This is a genomic window from Methanoregula sp., assembly GCF_041663825.1.
GTDB lineage: Archaea > Halobacteriota > Methanomicrobia > Methanomicrobiales > Methanospirillaceae > Methanoregula.
Genome location: NZ_JBAYLY010000003.1, coordinates 122,190 through 139,276, shown reverse-complemented (window position 1 = coordinate 139,276; position 17,087 = coordinate 122,190). Strand labels below are relative to the sequence as shown.

Below are 17,087 nucleotides of genomic sequence, written 5' to 3'. Positions count from 1 at the left end.
GAGGGTGGAACGGAAACTGAGGCGCCTTGGTGTCGCACGAAAAGCGGCGGCCCGGTTCGCGAAGTTTTTCTACGTCTCCATGATCACCATGTGCGGACTGTTCGGGCTGTTTTTTGTTATCCCACGGGAATTGTTCGAGCCGATCGCCATTGCCGGGAAGATACACGCGGACACCCGGTATGGTACTCTTCTGCCCGCTGTTTTTATCATACGTCGGTGACCGCCAGTCCGGGCGCTGAAGTGTAATCCTGTACGATACGGATGTCATTAGCCTGCCGTCCGCTTCATGACAGGATGGAAAATTTGCTGCACGAGATACATCTTTCCCCGGGCCGGCGTTAAACGGGACAATAGCGGTACCGGGCAGCAGGTACCGGGTGCTAAAAAAAAGGGATGGAGGTTTCGAAGAAAAAGACCAGGGAAATGGTGATGGATACATGGAAGTTTCAGCAGCAAATCACGGGGCAGTGGCCCGGTCGGATGCGATCGCGTCCGGTGCGGCCGGGAAAGAAGAGGAACTCGAACGGGCAGCGGCAGCAGTGCCGGTATGCAACGGGGGGAAGCGCCGCGATCGCATTGTGATCGGGCTTGGCGTGCTCAGCCCCGGAACGGGAGCGGGGAGTGCCCTGCCGGAAACACCGGCGCAGTCGCCCGAAGCGCCGGCAGATGACGGGAGCCGGGGGGAAGAGGGGAGCATCGATCTGATCTTTGCGCTCTATGAGCGCGACGAGCGGATCGCAGAACGGCTGGAGCGGAAGATTTCCCGGCTGGAAAAGAGAATGGATGCAATCGGGAAGCGGGGGCGGTCCTGATGCCCCGGAGACCGGCCGAAGTCATGGAAGAGATCCCGCTCTTTCTCATCCCGCACGTGATCATGCAGAAGATCAGGAGCTGTGGCGAAGATCTGGAAGGAGTCGCGGTAAAGAGAACCGAGCGGCATTTCTACACGGTCAGTGTCCGGACCCGGCCGGTAAACCGCGAGTACCAGTCAGAGCGGGCGGGAAGGAAGCACGGAGGTGAAAGCAGATGACCCGGGGCCGGCAGCCAACGAAAAACCGGGACGCCGGGGTCGAAAAGGCCGGGATGCGGGGAGCGGTCATGCAGTTTGTTCCGGAAGCCGGGATGGTGTGCAGCTTTATGATCCGGGGAGCCGGCCGGATTATTTTTGTCCGGATCAAACGGGCCGCCCGGCTCCATTGCGGAGTTCCGGAACTTGCAGCGGATCACGATGAGCTGATCGCCGGCTTGCGCACGCTACCCGGTTCCGGCCCGGTGACCCGCGAGCTCTGGCTCTATTCCAAGAAAGGCATCTGGCGGTACTTCCGGGTCACGGATTCCGGGATCGAGGAGACTGGCCCGGACGGCGAACCGCTTATCCTGGCGGGAAAACCCTCGGCAGGTGCCGGGGCGGTGACTGCTCCATGACCCTTAAGAACCCCGGTACCGGGATAAGGTCTCTCTGTAGGAATGGTAGCACCCCCATTTTGGGAGAGAGGGTACTCCCGTGGGGGAGACGCATTCAGATCTCCCCGTTTTGGGCTCCGATTGGACGATCCGGGGGGTACCCGGGGGACGAAATCACGAAAAAGGGGGCCTGTTGTTTCCGGGAAACCCCGAATTGCTGTCAGATTGCCGGATTTGTGGGGTTGGCGTGCTCCAAAAAGGGACCAAACAGGCCCAATTGGAGGGGCGATATTTCCCGCAATGGGCTCCTGGACGTGGAAATGACAGAACCCGGATATGATGATCCGGTCCGGAATGTCAGTACCCGGGAGACCCTGATGATCGGTACCCTGACCCGGCGTACCTCTCCCCCTCACTCTCCGACGTGGGAACCCCGGATTTACCCCGTGGGACGACGGCAGCAGGAGCCGGATCCCGTAATTTTTGGGGACGAAATCGCGAAAAAGGGGGCCTATTGTTTGACGAAAACCCCAAATTGCTGTCAGATTGCCGGATTGAGGGGGTTGGCGTGCCCTAAAAAGGGACCAAATGGGCCCAATTGGGAGGGCGATAATTCCCCTCATGGGCTGTTGGACGTTAAAACAGGGAGACTCAGGTCCGGGGATCCGATCCGGAATGCCCCGGGCATCACGGGATCAGGCGAAGAACAGGAGGAGAACACGAACGACAGGAAGGGGAGGAACCCGGTATGACAACATTCTTTGAAGCATTAAATCCGGAAGCCCGGGAGGAACTGATCCGTGGCGATGTGATCGAACTCGTTTCGGTCATCGTGACCGCAGTGCCGGACCCGGACCGGCCGGACGACCGGCTCAAAATGAAGATCGCCGCTGAAGTCTACGATGACTTCGCTCCCGGGACGCCATGGATCGATGCGGAACTCGGAAAAGTACGGGAGATCTGCGCCAAAGCGGCAGACGACATCACGATCCCGGCACAGGACGCCCTGCACGTTGCCCTCAACCGGAACCGGAAATGTCTTGACGGCCTTCTCGCGGGAAAAGTTGGCGGGCATCCCGCTGCCTGGGCATCCGACCCGCAGCTCATGGCATATCTCAGGCCGGTATTCCAGAACGCCCGGGCCGAGGTTTCGGTCTGGTGGCTCGCGTGGACCGTGGCGATGGACGATGACGGGAAACTAATCGTGGACTGCGAGGACAGCCTGTCGCTTCCGCGCCCGGCGGTTGCGCTGCGGTATCCTGACCGGGAATCTTTCTTTGCGGCGGATGTGACGGGCGAGACCCGGAAAAATATTCTGGAGCGGATGCGGATGGTGAATAGTGTGGTGGGGAGAGTGGTGGGGGAACTAATGGGAGGGGGCTGAAGAGGAACATAATCATCAATTTTGTTTGGATGATCCCTAAAGAGAGGACACAAGTTATGGCTGGTGCAGGGGAGTTAACAGGCAACATCGTTGGTTCAATTGTCAGTTCAGATCTAATTATGGGAGAACAAAGATCGAATATTCCACTTTCGCCCCCCGCCCGCCATAACATTCTTAGATATACATACCAAATACCTGTAAGGACATGCAGAAAACCCGGCTAAACTACGATGAGGAAGAGGCATTCCGTAAGAAACTTATTGCGCTGTTATTGAGCGGAGCGGATACGCCAATTGCCTCAAAAGTGAACTTCCAGAAAGAGCTGTTCCTGCTGATCAAGGCGATGCCGCAGTTCGAAACCCTTTTTGATTTTATGTCACACCGGCTTGGCCCCTACTCAAATAGTGCAGAACATGTTATCGAGAATAATCCGGAACTATTTGTTGCTGATAACACCGGCATCTATCTTTCGGGAGAAGGGGCGCAATTTACCTCTACCGTAGAGAAAGAGATGCGGCCTGAAAATTTTGAAAGGCTTATGCAATCGATCAGGTTTATCCGGTCGGTTTACGATCATCTGAGTGATGACGAATTTATGTTTCTGGTCTACCGGACGTATGGATATACAGAAAAATCCGACCGTTTCGATGCGTTGATGCAGCGCAAGAAACATCTTGCCGATAGTCTTCTGCGGAAAAAGATTGTAACCCACCAGCGGTACCTGGAACTGTTGAAGGGATAGCGTGAAAGTTATCCCAGATTCCTCATTTTTCATCTGTTTTGTTGATGATCTTGAAGGTTACCTGCCAGTTACCGACAGGATTCAGGTTCTCACCACAATCACCGGGAAATTTGAATTTCTCGTTGTTTCGGCAGTTGAACAGGAATCCAATCTTCAGCGTCTTCCGGCACAAATTCAGGATAATCTCGACCTCGTAAAAATTCCAGCATCAGGAATACAAAAAGATCCTTCTATCGAATTACTCCGGCCCCTGCTTGGTAAGGGTGAGCATGAAGTTATTTCCTGTGCGCAAATTCATTTGCAGAAAGGGGATATCCGTTTTGTCTTTATTCTCGATGATGGAGTAGCTCGCAATCTGGTGAAACGGATTCTTCCGGCACTGGTCAGCCATATGAAAGGAACTGTTGGTTTCCTTGGCTACTGCGCTATACAAAAAGTACTTGACAAGAACGGGACAATACAACTCCTGACGCTCATAGGGAAGAGTAAATTCCGGGTTGATCAAGCAACGATATCGACAGTTATTACCGAAATCCATAAACGGTGTGTATAAAATGACAAACTTTCGCGTCCGCCTTACCGAACAGGACGAAGAAACTCTTTTTGCCAGCAAAGAGCTTTCATTGGGACGGGTCTCATTTTCAACACCCTGCAAACTCTTTGACCTGAACAGTTCTCCCACGGTTTCTGCATTCCAGGCTCTCGACCAGACCCGTCTCGGGAGTGTAATAATTGCCGAACGGAGCCGGTTTATCCATCAGGAGACTTTCATGAGGGAGGCTGATCATCCCGAAGCCCGGTTCCTTGCAGATTCATATGACACTCTGAAACGACCGGGTATCCTTGAAAATAAAATGGTGGTGAACTCACTCACCCTCACCTTCAATCCATTCAATATTCCCACTCCCGAGGATTATCTGCGGAGTATTTTGCATATCTACCATGGCCGCAGTGATCTGCTCCTCATCCCAAACCTGAAAGTGAAACGGTACGATGAGCGGCAGCGGCCTGAATTTCAGGTTCAGGAAGATGAGTTCAGGCGCTACGTTGATCTGGCATACGAGATCCTGAGCTTCCGGAACTCGAAGCCGATATTTGTGCCCGTCCCGCTCAAGTACGGTGTCCGCAGGTTCCAGTCAATTCTTACGGAATATCTTGGCAAAGGGTACCGGAATTTCTGGCTGGATTTCGAAGGATCGAATACCACATCAAAGGCTCCCCATATTCGGGCATTCCACGATATTGTTGATACGCAGGGTCTTGGTGAGGAAGTGATCCTGTATGGATCGAATATCCGACGCGAGAACAATCCGCATCTTCCGGATCCGCGATGCCCGGCATCGGATTTCCTGACCGCACCGCTCGGTGTTGATATCATCGGAGTCAACCGCGAGCCTCAGCGGGGTGGAGGCGATCCCGGCTCACGCCGTACCTATGTGCCACCACCCATCGAGGAGACTATCCAGCACAAAGGCCGTCTTCTTGACCGGGATGACTATACCTACGTGAAATACCCGGCACATTCCCGGAGTGATGCGTTGTTTGACAAGTATCATATCACCGAAGACCTGATCCGGGTCAATCCGAAATTCTATGCCAACTTCGTCAATACCTTTGAGATCAATGAAGAGCTGGCTCACCACCAAACACTCGTTAACGAGAACGAATCACTCCTCAACTATCTCGGGACGAAGCCCTCGATCAATCCGAAGCTGATGAAGGCATTCGAGAAGATTGTACATGGGGAGCCGGTAACGCAAAGGACGCTGGACGGGTTCTTTTAAGAATGTCAAGGAGGAAAAAATGAATGAAAAAGAAATTGAATTGTTTGATCAGCTAGATCCAACTCAATCCATCTTGGATTTGTCTACATATCCATTTTTAGAGAAAATTATCTCTCAAAAAGAACAGGCGAATCAACAGGAATTCTGTATCCCTGATACAATCCCCAAACTATTAAGTAAAGCGGTCGACGATCCCAGGTATTATTACGCGATAACAAAACTGTTCTCCCAATGGACACGACGTGAAGTTGATCTTCAATTCCTTTCAAAACTGCTGCTTTCTGAAAACAAATTACCGAATATTAAAATTAAGATAATCCAGATGGATGACGTTGATCCTGAAGTATATCGTTATTGTTACGACAACATCGTGAATAAAAAACTCGTTGTGGAATTCTCTCCAAAATTCAACATCCTTGGAGATATCATTGGTAAAATGCTAGGGTATGCAAAGAAAACTAAAACTCCACTTTTAATGTTCAACGATAAATTGGTTAAACTTGTGAAATCAATTCCCGTGTTCCTAAATAATTCTTTGAAGGTTAAACAGGAATTTTTTTCCAAAAGAATTCCACATCTTGAATACGGGCGGGGGGTAAGATTCTATCTGGGTATTGTGTTGGAGATGGGAACAGCAGTCTATTCTATTCCTTTAGCAAGTGAAGCGGGCTATATCTTAATGATACTAGATCCATAAAATTAAAGTCAAGTTTTATTAGCACTTTCTCCTACAGGACAATCTATTGACGTTTCAGGATGTCCGATCGTTGCGTAATCGGTATAAGATCCCTGGTAACCTAAAATTTTCAAAATTGTTCGATGTACAAGACAACGATATGCAAATGATAGTCGAACAACCTCCTCAATTTTTTCACTGCCCATTTCAACAGATGAATGAATCATTTTATGTCGACACCTGATTGCTTTTTGCTCAGTTGTTCCAAGAGGGAGTCCTATCTCTTCAAAGAAAAATTTGAGTTGATCGGTTAATGACATTTTAAAGCAATCTTTGAGTTTGTTCATTATTTTTTCTTTATAGGGTCGATCTCCCAAGTTGGCATCGATTATTTTGAATCCCTCATCAGTTAGAGCATCGAATTCTCCCTTTGGGAGATACACACCTTTTAATCTCGAATTTTGTGATTTAAACCAGGACTCGATTAAAATTTCAATACCGTTAGCCATTATCGGTATATTCGATCCTAATGATAATTCACTACCAATCCAATATCTCCATAGAACTTCGTTTAGTCTCAAAGGATCTCGCAATTCAAAGTATTTTTTTATCAAAGGAGGCAAGATCGCTTCGATTTTACCGGTGGGTTCGAGACGATCAATTTCAAACGGAGGAAGCGCGGGAGATTGACAGAGATGTTTGACGTTGTCCCCCCAGGGATTTACGGCGACTTTCTCAATGGGAATTCCTGAACGATCATATGCGGTATATCCTACTTTTAGGAGATGCTTGCCGAGAACAAAACTCACAATTTCGCTGATTGCAACTCTTTCCTCTTGCGTGGGAATTCTCCCAAATTCCTGACGGTATTCTATCCCAATATTTTTTGACCATTCAGGTCCGAATTGACTGGGAACTGTATGAATGATAAAACTAAACTCATCACAATTTATGAAGGCATAATCTCGTGAATGAGATGCCCCACCCTTCATTTCAAATTCTTCCGTTTTAGATTTCAGGACTTCACGTTCAAGGGAATATTTCTTATTGATACGTCTTGATGTTGAACGAAATAATATAAAATGTGCAGATATTCCATTGATATACCATTCCGTTAATCGTTCAACGGGAACATTTTGTTGTTGGGTTATTTTTACTTCGTGAAGTGTAAGAGTGGATTTAAAAGATTCCTTCTCTTGTCCACCGATGTATTGATGCTGAACTTCACTATCCCCGGAGATAAATCCAGTCAACTCATATTTTACCCCCCGAGGGTTTTCCCCCTTTATAGATGATGCAGGTACAATTTTTCCTGCATTATCGTTCTTCCTTGCATCAACTGCAAAGGATTTTGGTTGACCGTAAATTTCTGCCTCGATTTTATATTCATCATTTCTCCAGATTTTCACTAATTGTGGATCTCCAGGTAATGGTTGCTCGACATTTGGATTTTCAATTTCATATCCTTCCTGCAAAAATTCCCATTCGAGCCATGGGGGGAATGATGGGTTTGCAGTTACTGTCATGTTTGTTATTTCCCTTTTCTCCAGCCTATCTCACGCAACCAGTCTCATCTCGTTGTTGCGTATCACGTTGAGTATTAAAAATGAAACACGTTAAGATTATTCAATTGATGTCTGGATTAGTACATTTTCTTCTCCCCATTCAGTAAAAGGCTAAACCCCCACCAAAAAGGAACGTTTTTGTTCCTCCAAACCAACCGCCCGCAGAGCCCGGATAACCCATCCCTCTTTTAAAATCCCCCGGTTTTCCAAAAAAATAATTTCATAATCAAAGCACATCCCCCCATACGTCCCATAGAGATATGTCAAAGGGGCCCCCGAGACAGAACCGAAAAAAGAGAACAAAGAAGGGAGCGGCACACACCCGCCGGCTCCCGCCGGAAATACCGGCACGATCCGCCTGCCAGTGTACAGGCCGGGAACGTGCCCGCCAAAATGCCCATTACCCCCCGTGGTCCGGAGGATCGCGAGGCCCGGGCAAAAAACGGCGGCACAACAAAAACCCGGGCTGCACCGGGGCGGATCGGAGAGCCCGGTCGTTTCCGAACACCATCACAAAACAAAGGAGTGATTAATATGGGAGATTTCATCCAGAACACCGCAGTAAAGACCGCAACAAGAACGCTCGCGAACCCGATCGCCGATGTCGCAGCATTTGCCGCAATCGTTGATTCGGTCATCGCAACGAACCCGTTTGCCTGCGTGTCCTACATGACCGCCGGCACGACCCACGCGCCGGTCGAGAAGACAAAAGAGAGCTATGTCGCAAAGGTCGTCTACCAGGACAGCGACGCAAAAGTCGTGGGGAACCAGTCCGGCAAGTATAACACGGTCGCCGGCTTTAATGCCGGGGCCGCAGCCATCCTCGCGAACGCCGCGCTCACCGCAGCCCACGGCGGCACTCCCGCCCGGGACTCCGACACCGAGACGTACTCAGTGACCCTCAAGTGCCACGACCCGAACGGCGAGATCTACATGATCACGTTCGGCCGGGACCAGATCAGCCTCACCTCGTACGAGGACGACGCGATCAAAACCAAGGTCGAGACCTGGGCCGACACGGTCGCAGCGCTTGCCTGAGAGGTGACAACGATGGACAACGAACTCATCATTGTCGGGGCATTCCTTGGCTCAGGCCTCCTCGCCTTCGTGATCATCCCCGGCCTCATGGTCATCTGGGACCGGGTCCTCGACCACATGGAGTGGTAAAAAATAAAACAGCAGGGGCACGGCCCTGCCCCTGCCCTTTCATTCATGTTTTTCACATTCCCGGAACGGGTGAGGGCCCTCTCCCCCTCATCCGTATTTTTTTATCAGGAATCAGGAAAGGGTTTTTGTGATGTCCTGTTTTTGACGCACGGCCCTGTCACCGGATATACGTTTGCACCCCGGGAAACCCTGGTTTAAAAATATGTGAGCCCCCTTACGCCAGCCCTGCCCCCAAGGGGGCGGGGGCGTATGCGATGATGCTGTATTACCGGTACTCAGGGATTCTCCCGATGCAGGTAATACGGCGTTATCGCTAGCCGGGGGATGCCCACGCGGCGGGGGCGGAGGCGTGCCGGAGCCCCCAAGAGCGTTTTCTATAATCTGTTGCCGGGATTTCTCCAGAACAAAAAATTATCAAAAAGAGAACGAATGGACCCGGCGGGATTTGAACCCGCGGCCTCTACGTTGCGAACGTAGCGATCTACCCCTGATCTACGAGCCCGGTAACGTGTGGATTATAATGTTCTGACTCTGGCAATATAGTTATTGTTGTCCGTGTACCAGGAGGCATGAGGACGAAAGGAAAGCCTGTCTCCCTTACTTCTTCTTTGCATGGGTATACAGGGTCACACCCGCGCCAATCCCGGCAGAGACCAGTCCGATCGATGCCGCAATAATGGAGGGGTTGGAAAGCGCAGAAGAGGAGGTATCGGTTGTCTGAGTTGCGGTCGGCGCGACATTGGTGGCCGAAGGCACCGGAGTTTGCAGAACCTGTGTGGTTCCGGGAGCCGGGGCCGGGGTTGTAACGACAGGAGCCGAAGCCTGGGTGGTCCGGGGTACCGGCGTACTTTTATCGGGGTGCTGCACGGGGTCCTGGCCCGGAGGCGTGTTCTTTCCTGCGAGAGTTCCTGAAGCCTGATCTGCGGCTGACGCCAGCGTGACCAGAAGTATGATGCATACGAGCCCTGCGACTGACAAAACTTGCAACCGTCTGAACCGTCCTTCTGTCATAATAACACTCTTTCCCCGGGGTGGGGATTGTCATGTCTTCTGTATGCCGCTGGAAAATAAAAAGAGAATGATTCTTTTTAGAGAATGATCTCGATGTCGAGCTTCTCGGCGAGTTCCTTGTACCGGTTCCTGATCGTGACTTCGGTGACGCCGGCCACTTCTGCCACTTCGCGCTGGGTGCGCCGCTCGCCGCCAAGGATGGACGAGATGTAGATAGCAGCTGCCGCGACACCGGTCGGGCCCCTGCCGCTCGTGAGCTCGCGTTCCCCGGCCTGCCTGAGGATCTCGACCGCACGGCTCTGGACCTCGCCCTTGAGCGTGAGCCCGGAGCAGAACCGGGGCACGTAGTCAATCGGGGATGTCGGGAGGAGCTTTAAGCCGAGTTCCCGGGAGATAAACCGGTAGGTCCTGCCGATCTCTTTTCTTGAGACACGGGACACTTCGGCGATCTCATCAAGCGTACGGGGGACGCTGCACTGCCGGCATGCCGCGTAGAGCGCTGCTGCTGCGACACCTTCAATGCTCCGGCCCCGGATCAGGTTCTTGTCCACTGCATCACGGTAGACGACGGCTGCGGTCTCACGCACGTTTCGCGGGAGGCCGAGTGCCGAGGCCATACGGTCGAGCTCGGAGAGTGCGAACGCGAGGTTTCGTTCCGTCGCGTTGCTCACACGGATCCGGCGCTGCCACTTGCGGAGACGGTAGAGCTGGGCCCGGTTCTTGGAGGAGATCGCACGGCCGTAACTGTCCCGGTTGCGCCAGTCGATCATGGTCGAGAGACCCTTGTCGTGGATCGTAAAGGTCATCGGTGCGCCGACTCTTGACCGCTTCATGCGCTGGTCGTGGTCGAACGCACGCCACTCGGGGCCCCGGTCGATGAAATCGTCATCGATCACAAGGCCGCAGTTCTGGCAGACGAGTTCTGCCCGCTCGTAGTCGTGGACGAGCTGCCTGCTGCCGCACTCCGGACAGACCGTCTCGGTGTGGTTCTCGGCTTTCTTTTCCTGCTCTTTTACTTTGATACGCGATTTGAGCGCTTCTCTCTCAGTCTGGAGGAGCTTTAACTTCTCTACTTCCTGCATCCGGCTTCACCAATCTTATCTTGCTCTGGTCACAAACGATCCTGAACGGGCGGTCGCGGGGGTACGGGTCTCCCTCGCGAATACTTTCTCGCCCGGTGCGACACTGCACGGGCCGTGGGTGAGAATAAGGGCATAGGGCGTCTTTACGTTCCCGAAGACGTCCATGATCTTTCCCACCGGTTTTGTCCTCCGGTCCATCACTTCGCTGTACAATCCCGGGAGCTGGGCCGCATCGCACTCTATAAGGAACATCCTGCGACCATAGGTGCTCATCGCTCGACCAACAACCTTCATGTAAACAACCCCGGAGAGTATAACAAAGTACTAAATTAATTTAGTAATCTATATATGTGAAACCTTGCGGTATTTAAACGTTCCGTGAAACTATAAATAGAAATTATCCGGAACGAAGGAACCGATCGATATTTAAAGACATAATGCCCGCGGTTTCGGCAGCGGTCAGCCCGGCGCCCTGCGCTACGATCAGTTTGCTCTCTTTGTCCAGCAGATCGTGCGGTGCATGCGCATCCGAGTCCACCACAATCTGGCAGGCAGCTTCGCGTGCGACAAGGGCCACGTGGCCGTTCGTGCGGTTGTGCCCGCCCCGGGAGGTGATCTCAAGCGCGATCCCGTTTTCGTGTGCGAGCCGGGCGTCCTCGATCGTTATGAGTCCCGGGTGGGCGAGCACGTTCACGTCCGGGCAGATGCAGGCCGCGTGGTTGGTACCGGGCGCCACCGGTTCGACCGGTGTCTCACCATGGACGACCACGATCTCCGCGCCGGCCTGCCGGGCCTGCCGGGCGACGATGGCGATCTGGGACGGGGGCACGTGCGTGATCTCGACCCCGCACAGGAGCCGGACCCCGAAGAGCCGGGCGGATTCCTGCACGTCAAGCAGCGTCTTTACGACCGATACTGCATTGGACGTATCGACATGATCGGTGATGGCGACGGTAGTGTACCCGATCACCGCCATGCGCCGGACCAGTTCGATGGGGAGCATCTCGCCATCGGAAAGGATCGTGTGGGTGTGGAGGTCGTAGAGGCCGGTCACCGTTTCACCACCAGGTTGCGGGCAACTTTTTTGATGAGCGCCTCTTTTTTCCCAGTCCAGGTGGCGAGGATTCGTCCTTCGTGCCGGGCCCAGTGGGCCGGGTGGTGGTGCTCCTCGATCTGGCAGGGAATACCGAGACGGTTCAATGCCCGCTCGATATCGTTTGCCACGGGTCCTTTCGCGCCGAGCGTGCGCGGAACTCTCCGTCCTTCCTCCCGGGTGAGGGCTGCGTTAAAATAGCAGGGATAGAGGATGCACTCGCCTTTTTCCATTGCATGAAAAGTATGGGGGTCAAGATATAAACACTGTCCGCTCAAAAAGTACAGATCATGCACCACATCGACGTCAGGATGGAAAAGGATGTATACGACGTCAACAACGGGATCGCTGACGGGAACGCCCGGCACTTAAAAGACCACGGCATACGGGCCTTTGACCTGCTCGGCGCGATCGGGTCGGGGAAGACTGCGCTCATCGAGCGCCTCGTGCCGCTCTTAAAAGCCAAAGGGCTCCGGGCCGGCGCCATTGCCGGCGACGTGTACGGCGATGACGATTTCCGGCGGATTGTCGCCACCGGCATCCCGGCCTACAACGCGAACACCGGCAAGGAATGCCATCTTGATGCCCACCTTGTGGAGCACGCGATCGAGCACCTCCCGCTGGATGAGATCGACATCCTCTTTATCGAGAATGTGGGGAACATGGTCTGCCCGACCGATTTCAAACTCGGCGCGGAGAAGAGGATCGTGATCGTCAGCTCGACCGAGGGAGACGACGTGGTCAACAAGCACCCGATGATGTTCCGCGACTGTACGATCGGCGTCATCAACAAGGTCGACCTCGCCCCGCTCGTGGGAGCAAACATCGCACGGATGGAGTCCGATATCCACCGGTACAACCCGAAGATGCCGGTCTTTAAAACCAACATGAAGACCGGAGAAAATATTGCACCGCTTCTCGATGCCATACTCGCGTGAACCGACAAAAATCGTCCCCGACCGGGAAATAGTATAAATAACTCTGAAAGGAATATATAGAGCACCATTCTCGGAAAAGGGATTTTTCCGGAATACGCGAATATCAAAGGAGTAACACCATGCAGTGGCAGGGAGAATCAGTTCGGAAGGTAACCGGCGGCAGGCGCCGGCCGGCACAGGGAAAGCGGAGATTTGAAGTCGGGCTTGCACCCGCAGACACGCACTTGGGCGAAGCCCGGGTAAAGTTTATCCGCACCACAGGTGGGAACATCAAGGTCCGGTCCATGCGTGCAGAGTATGCAAATGTGACAAAGATTTCCAATGGCGAGACCAAAAAAGTAAAGATCGAAACCGTTGAAGAGAACGGCGCAAACCCGAACTATGTCCGGCGGAACCTGCTCACCAAGGGAGCAATCATCAGGACCGAGATCGGACGCGCCCGGATCATGAGCCGCCCCGGCCAAGATGGCATTATCAACGCGGTGTTACTCGAATAAACCAAAAGAGAATACCACTTTTTTCATTCACATTTCGCGAAGGTTTCTTTGAAACCGGCATGGTATCGTGCAGGTTAAAAATGTACCCAAGGGCGCAGCAATTGTTTTTTTAGGTTAGGCTCTCCCATAGTGTAACTATGCGAAGGATCTATTATCGTTACCCGCAACGGGTGGATCTCTCGTTTGCGATGGGAATGACGTTTCCTGAAACCCTGAAATATATCGCAGATCTGAACGGACAGGAGTCCACCAAGACCACCGGCAAAGAACTGGTCCGGGTCCGGGTCAAAGTGGAGATCGCAACAAACCGGGCGGAATTTGGCGATATCACGCCCGATGTCCTGCGCCCCGGTATCATCACTGAGGCCGCCGATCTCAAGGTTTCGGTGCTTGCGCTTGCCCTGCGCGGGGCCGGAAAAGTCCCGATCGCAAATGATGTTTTCTACGTACGGCTCACCGACCGGAACACCTGCACCGACATCGACATCGCAAGGGAAAATGCCGGTGAAGGCATCGACGCCCTCGATGTAAAAAACATCCTTCTTGGTAACCCGAATTGACCCTCCGGATCACGGTGGCTGCACCGTTCAAACACACCAGAAAGACAGGGATGCGTAAGAACGAGCTCGTCTACTATTACGCGCTCGACCGGAAATGGATGAGCACCGACCAGGCGGCCCTCCTGCTCAAGCGGGCCGAAGAGGCAGGACTCATCCGTCAGGAAAACGGCGTCTTTACGATTCTTGTTGACCCGGCTACCGTGACAATTCCCATCGGGTTCAAGCCAACCTCGGCGATCTTCGAGACAAACGATCCGGCGCAGGAACTGATCGGCCGGATCGTGAAGGCCCGGGGCGTGCCGGAGACGGATGTTGTTGCCGAGATGAACAAACTCATCAGGGAACAGTTCGACGGGAACCTGCTCCCCCCGGCGGCGCTTGTCCTGCTTGCAAAGAAATACCGGGTGCCGTACGAGGACCTGCGCGACGCCCTTTCCGCGGCGTTAAAGAGAGAGTAACGCCGGCGCAGTATTATTGCCGTATACGGGCATTTTTCCCCCGGCGGCGCCGGATTTACTTCATAAAGCAATATTAAATACAACGTGATACAGTTAGACATGCACTCACATACGCATGGGGGCGGGCGCAGGTCGCCCGATATACCGTGGCTTCTGGTTGCCACGGTGGTCGGTATCATTGTGGTTGTGATTGTCGCACTCTTCTTCTTTGCCGGTCTTGGAGGATCTTCGGCAGGACACACCTCTTCTGCTACAGCTACGGTAAAACCGACCACAAGCGCAGCATCGGCATCCACTACATCGGCGTCCAAAACCTCATCCATCGTTATTGCCACGACAACACCGGTAACTGTGCCGGCGACGGGGATCTATGTCAAGGTCGATTATCTCGGTGGTTTCTCCGGCACGTATACGACAAACGGCGCGACCACGAAAGTCACGAACTCGGGAACCCGGCTGTACGAGGTCGCCAACGCCACCGACTCGATAACAGCGGCCTTCCAGAAAAGTGACAGCACCGCCAGTCATGCGCTGACGGTGGGCATCTACAAGGACGGCAACCAGCTTGCATCCAACAGCACGAGCGCGGCATACGGGAAGGTTACGGTTACGGCAAGTGTATAACCCGGGTGCGACCCGGCTCTCTTTTTTTCGCGAGTCGTTCTGATGGAATAATTGCCCGGTACCCTGTTTTAACCGGACCTCATCTATAAAAAATTGCGGTCACGATCATGCCGGGATTTTTTACCGGCACTCGTATCCCAGATGATGGCATTCTCTTGCGGTCGGTCCGATACCGGGGCAGCTCACGCAGTCCGGGTTATTCTTCCCTCCGTTGTCCCGTTCACCGGTTGCGGGAGCGACCCGACGTACGAGACGAGCGTATCGACATCTGACGGGCCAGGGACGGTCCCGGTCCCCCGGGTAAATACTGTGTACCCATCGCCCCCGGTAGCAAGGTAGTCCATGAGTGCTGCCCGGTACGTTGCCCCTGTATCAAGCGGTACACCGTTGACCCGGATATCCGTTATCCTGTGGCCCGCAGGCTTGCCCGCGTCGAACGTATACATGAGGCCGGAAACTGCGAGGTTGTAGGGTGGGAGCGGGGACTGCCACTGCTGTTCGAGCACGTTTCTGACCTGCTCCCCGGTCAGGTTCATGGCAAACACCGTCCCCGAGAACGGCTGCACTGCGTAGAGATCGCCCCACGTGATATTTCCCTTTGCGATATCGGCACGTAAAGTACCGGTCGTAATAAATGCCACATCGGCATGCATCGCCGTCCGCTGGGCGTCCGCGACAAGGTCGCCGAGCGCACTTTCCCCCGCATCGGTCTGGTCTCTTGTGATATCGGCAGCCGCGACCGCGATGACCCTGTCGGTGAGGGGGGTAACGGCCTGTTCGTCTGCGGCAAGGAGTACGGCGGTGGCTGGATCCGGCGTGGTGCCGGGCGGGCGGTCTGCATACGCCGGAACAATCCTTGCGGATTTCTGCGTGATCTCATCGGTTGCCGGATCGATAGTGAGGTCAATATCGGCAAATGCCCTGCTGTAACTGTATGCCTGCGTGACGAGAACTGGTTTGTTGCCGGAATTATTCAGGTACGCATTCGTGAACGCATGGGTATGGCCTGAGAGCACGACATCCACATCAGGGTCGAGGCCGGCAACAATTCCTGTTACCGAGCCTGTTACGTTGCCTCCGGCACGTGTCGGGCCGACGTAAGCGTCCTGGTTTCCACCTTCGTGGAGGAGGACGACGATTGCGTGGACCCCCTGCTGTTGGATCTCCGGGACATACCGGTTGATCGATTCAGTCTCGTTAAGGAACGTGACCCCGGCAATATTTGCCGGTATTGTTATCGAAAGAATTTTTGTCGTATCGGCCCCGATAAACGCGATTTTTGTCCCGCCGGCGTTCCGGATCACGTAAGGTGAAAAGAGGGTCGTGCCGTTTGCCTGCCAGACAACGTTTGCACTGACATAGCCGGCCTTTTCCCCGGGGTAGGGATCTACGAGATGAGTGATCGTGGTAGTTCCATCCCCTCCGTTGATCTTCCGCATGAGTTCTGCGGTACCTTTGTCAAACTCGTGGTTGCCGAGCGTCGCTACCATGTTGCACGATGCGCTGCAGGCAGAGTCCTTTCCGCAGCAGCCGTTTGCAAATTCGTTGAAGAAGATCATTGTTGGCTCGTCCAGCATCAGGCCGGACTCCGGCGGCGATGCTCCGACCACGTCGCCCGGCAGTGCGATGAACGTGGCGTCTGTCGGGCTTTCGTTCATGGCCATTTTCAGGTAGGAAGCAAGCACCGGTGCACTGCCTGCCGCTTCCCTGTTGAGTTTCTGGCCGGCCGGCAGCTGGCCGTGGAAGTCGTTAACCGCGAGGATCTTCACGTGGACCGGGGCGGTTGCCTGACCCGGTGCCGGGACCGGGTGCAGGGAAGAGAAGAGAACGATCGGGATGAATGCGATGATCAAAAGGATGAAAAAGCCGATGAGCGCCCGCTGCCAGAACGGACGGTTGTCGACGAAAGAACCGGGAATCATTGAAAAACTGTATCACCCGTGCGTTTAAAAACCAGCCGGATCTGGCCCGGGTTTTTCCTCGTGATTTTTTGTGGGCTGATACTCCGACACTATCGCGACCTGGGTAAAGCCCTTGGATCATCAGGGGATTTGTAATGAGTTCTCCAGAGAAAAAATTTCAAAAGTTTTTCTAAAAAAACC

The 17,087-nt window shown here is 53.5% G+C and carries 22 protein-coding genes and 1 tRNA gene; 15 read left to right on the top strand and 8 right to left on the bottom strand.

Annotated elements, in window-relative coordinates; genetic code table 11:
• From WCX19_RS02725 to WCX19_RS02685, 9 genes are all read left to right on the top strand, one after another.
• A partial coding sequence (locus WCX19_RS02725; protein ID WP_373004622.1) for a hypothetical protein occupies window positions 1–220 on the top strand: 220 nt, incomplete at its 5' end.
• A 217-nt stretch (window positions 221–437) separates the two neighbouring features.
• Entirely contained in the window at window positions 438–812 is a 375-nt protein-coding gene (locus tag WCX19_RS02720; protein ID WP_373004619.1) for a hypothetical protein, read from the top strand.
• Window positions 812–1,030, top strand: a complete 219-nt coding sequence (locus WCX19_RS02715) for a hypothetical protein (RefSeq protein WP_373004616.1) — start codon at window positions 812–814, stop codon at window positions 1,028–1,030. Before WCX19_RS02720 ends, WCX19_RS02715 begins: the two co-directional genes overlap by 1 nt.
• A complete protein-coding gene (locus WCX19_RS02710) occupies window positions 1,027–1,425 on the top strand; it encodes a hypothetical protein (protein ID WP_373004613.1) in 399 nt (132 codons plus the stop codon). Before WCX19_RS02715 ends, WCX19_RS02710 begins: the two co-directional genes overlap by 4 nt.
• Before the next feature lie 727 nt (window positions 1,426–2,152).
• A complete protein-coding gene (locus tag WCX19_RS02705) occupies window positions 2,153–2,788 on the top strand; it encodes a hypothetical protein (RefSeq protein ID WP_373004610.1) in 636 nt (211 codons plus the stop codon).
• A gap of 205 nt (window positions 2,789–2,993) precedes the next feature.
• The gene (locus tag WCX19_RS02700; protein WP_373004608.1) at window positions 2,994–3,530 is read left to right on the top strand and encodes a hypothetical protein; all 537 of its coding nucleotides are present in this window, start codon (window positions 2,994–2,996) and stop codon (window positions 3,528–3,530) included.
• Window position 3,531: 1 nt separating this feature from the next.
• On the top strand, window positions 3,532–4,083 hold the full coding sequence (locus WCX19_RS02695; protein ID WP_373004605.1) for a hypothetical protein: 552 nt from the start codon (window positions 3,532–3,534) through the stop codon (window positions 4,081–4,083).
• Between the two features lies 1 nt (window position 4,084).
• Window positions 4,085–5,314 (top strand): hypothetical protein, encoded by a 1,230-nt coding sequence (locus WCX19_RS02690; protein WP_373004602.1) that lies wholly within the window; start codon window positions 4,085–4,087, stop codon window positions 5,312–5,314.
• Between the two features lie 19 nt (window positions 5,315–5,333).
• The gene (locus WCX19_RS02685; protein WP_373004599.1) at window positions 5,334–6,011 is read left to right on the top strand and encodes a hypothetical protein; all 678 of its coding nucleotides are present in this window, start codon (window positions 5,334–5,336) and stop codon (window positions 6,009–6,011) included.
• Window positions 6,012–6,019: 8 nt separating this feature from the next.
• On the opposite strand, the gene WCX19_RS02680 is transcribed toward WCX19_RS02685, so the two are convergent.
• Entirely contained in the window at window positions 6,020–7,516 is a 1,497-nt protein-coding gene (locus WCX19_RS02680) for a hypothetical protein (RefSeq protein ID WP_373004596.1), read from the bottom strand.
• Between the two features lie 573 nt (window positions 7,517–8,089).
• On the opposite strand from WCX19_RS02680, the gene WCX19_RS02675 reads away from it, so the two are divergent.
• The gene (locus WCX19_RS02675; RefSeq protein WP_373004593.1) at window positions 8,090–8,593 is read left to right on the top strand and encodes a hypothetical protein; all 504 of its coding nucleotides are present in this window, start codon (window positions 8,090–8,092) and stop codon (window positions 8,591–8,593) included.
• 559 nt (window positions 8,594–9,152) lie between these two features.
• Here WCX19_RS02675 and WCX19_RS02670 read toward each other — a convergent pair.
• The 6 genes from WCX19_RS02670 to WCX19_RS02645 form a co-directional block, all read right to left on the bottom strand.
• Window positions 9,153–9,224, bottom strand: a tRNA-Ala gene (locus WCX19_RS02670).
• A gap of 95 nt (window positions 9,225–9,319) precedes the next feature.
• A complete protein-coding gene (locus WCX19_RS02665; protein WP_373004590.1) occupies window positions 9,320–9,733 on the bottom strand; it encodes a hypothetical protein in 414 nt (137 codons plus the stop codon).
• Between the two features lie 77 nt (window positions 9,734–9,810).
• A complete protein-coding gene (locus WCX19_RS02660; RefSeq protein WP_373004587.1) occupies window positions 9,811–10,815 on the bottom strand; it encodes a transcription initiation factor IIB in 1,005 nt (334 codons plus the stop codon).
• 15 nt (window positions 10,816–10,830) lie between these two features.
• Window positions 10,831–11,109, bottom strand: coding sequence for an H/ACA ribonucleoprotein complex subunit GAR1 (locus tag WCX19_RS02655; protein ID WP_373004584.1), 279 nt, complete (start codon window positions 11,107–11,109; stop codon window positions 10,831–10,833).
• A 103-nt stretch (window positions 11,110–11,212) separates the two neighbouring features.
• A complete protein-coding gene (locus WCX19_RS02650) occupies window positions 11,213–11,869 on the bottom strand; it encodes a histidinol phosphate phosphatase domain-containing protein (protein WP_373004582.1) in 657 nt (218 codons plus the stop codon).
• Window positions 11,866–12,141: a signal recognition particle subunit SRP19/SEC65 family protein gene (locus WCX19_RS02645; protein WP_373004579.1), complete on the bottom strand. Its 276-nt coding sequence runs from the start codon at window positions 12,139–12,141 to the stop codon at window positions 11,866–11,868. The genes WCX19_RS02650 and WCX19_RS02645 overlap by 4 nt, the downstream gene beginning before the upstream one ends.
• 57 nt (window positions 12,142–12,198) lie before the next feature.
• Here WCX19_RS02645 and hypB point away from each other — a divergent pair, with 57 nt between their 5' ends.
• The 5 genes from hypB (at window position 12,199) to WCX19_RS02620 (ending at window position 14,985) form a co-directional block, all read left to right on the top strand.
• Window positions 12,199–12,846, top strand: coding sequence for a hydrogenase nickel incorporation protein HypB (gene hypB, locus WCX19_RS02640; protein WP_373004576.1), 648 nt, complete (start codon window positions 12,199–12,201; stop codon window positions 12,844–12,846).
• Window positions 12,847–12,965: 119 nt separating this feature from the next.
• Window positions 12,966–13,343 carry a 30S ribosomal protein S8e gene (locus tag WCX19_RS02635; RefSeq protein WP_373004573.1) on the top strand — a complete coding sequence of 126 codons (378 nt, stop codon included), beginning with the start codon at window positions 12,966–12,968 and terminating at the stop codon, window positions 13,341–13,343.
• A 137-nt stretch (window positions 13,344–13,480) separates the two neighbouring features.
• Window positions 13,481–13,903, top strand: a complete 423-nt coding sequence (locus tag WCX19_RS02630) for a hypothetical protein (RefSeq protein WP_373004571.1) — start codon at window positions 13,481–13,483, stop codon at window positions 13,901–13,903.
• Window positions 13,900–14,361, top strand: a complete 462-nt coding sequence (locus WCX19_RS02625; protein WP_373004568.1) for a DUF2240 family protein — start codon at window positions 13,900–13,902, stop codon at window positions 14,359–14,361. Before WCX19_RS02630 ends, WCX19_RS02625 begins: the two co-directional genes overlap by 4 nt.
• A 99-nt stretch (window positions 14,362–14,460) precedes the next feature.
• Window positions 14,461–14,985, top strand: a complete 525-nt coding sequence (locus tag WCX19_RS02620) for a hypothetical protein (RefSeq protein WP_373004565.1) — start codon at window positions 14,461–14,463, stop codon at window positions 14,983–14,985.
• Between the two features lie 182 nt (window positions 14,986–15,167).
• On the opposite strand, the gene WCX19_RS02615 is transcribed toward WCX19_RS02620, so the two are convergent.
• Window positions 15,168–16,907, bottom strand: coding sequence for a bifunctional UDP-sugar hydrolase/5'-nucleotidase (locus WCX19_RS02615; RefSeq protein WP_373004562.1), 1,740 nt, complete (start codon window positions 16,905–16,907; stop codon window positions 15,168–15,170).
• Between the last annotated feature and the right edge of the window lie 180 nt (window positions 16,908–17,087).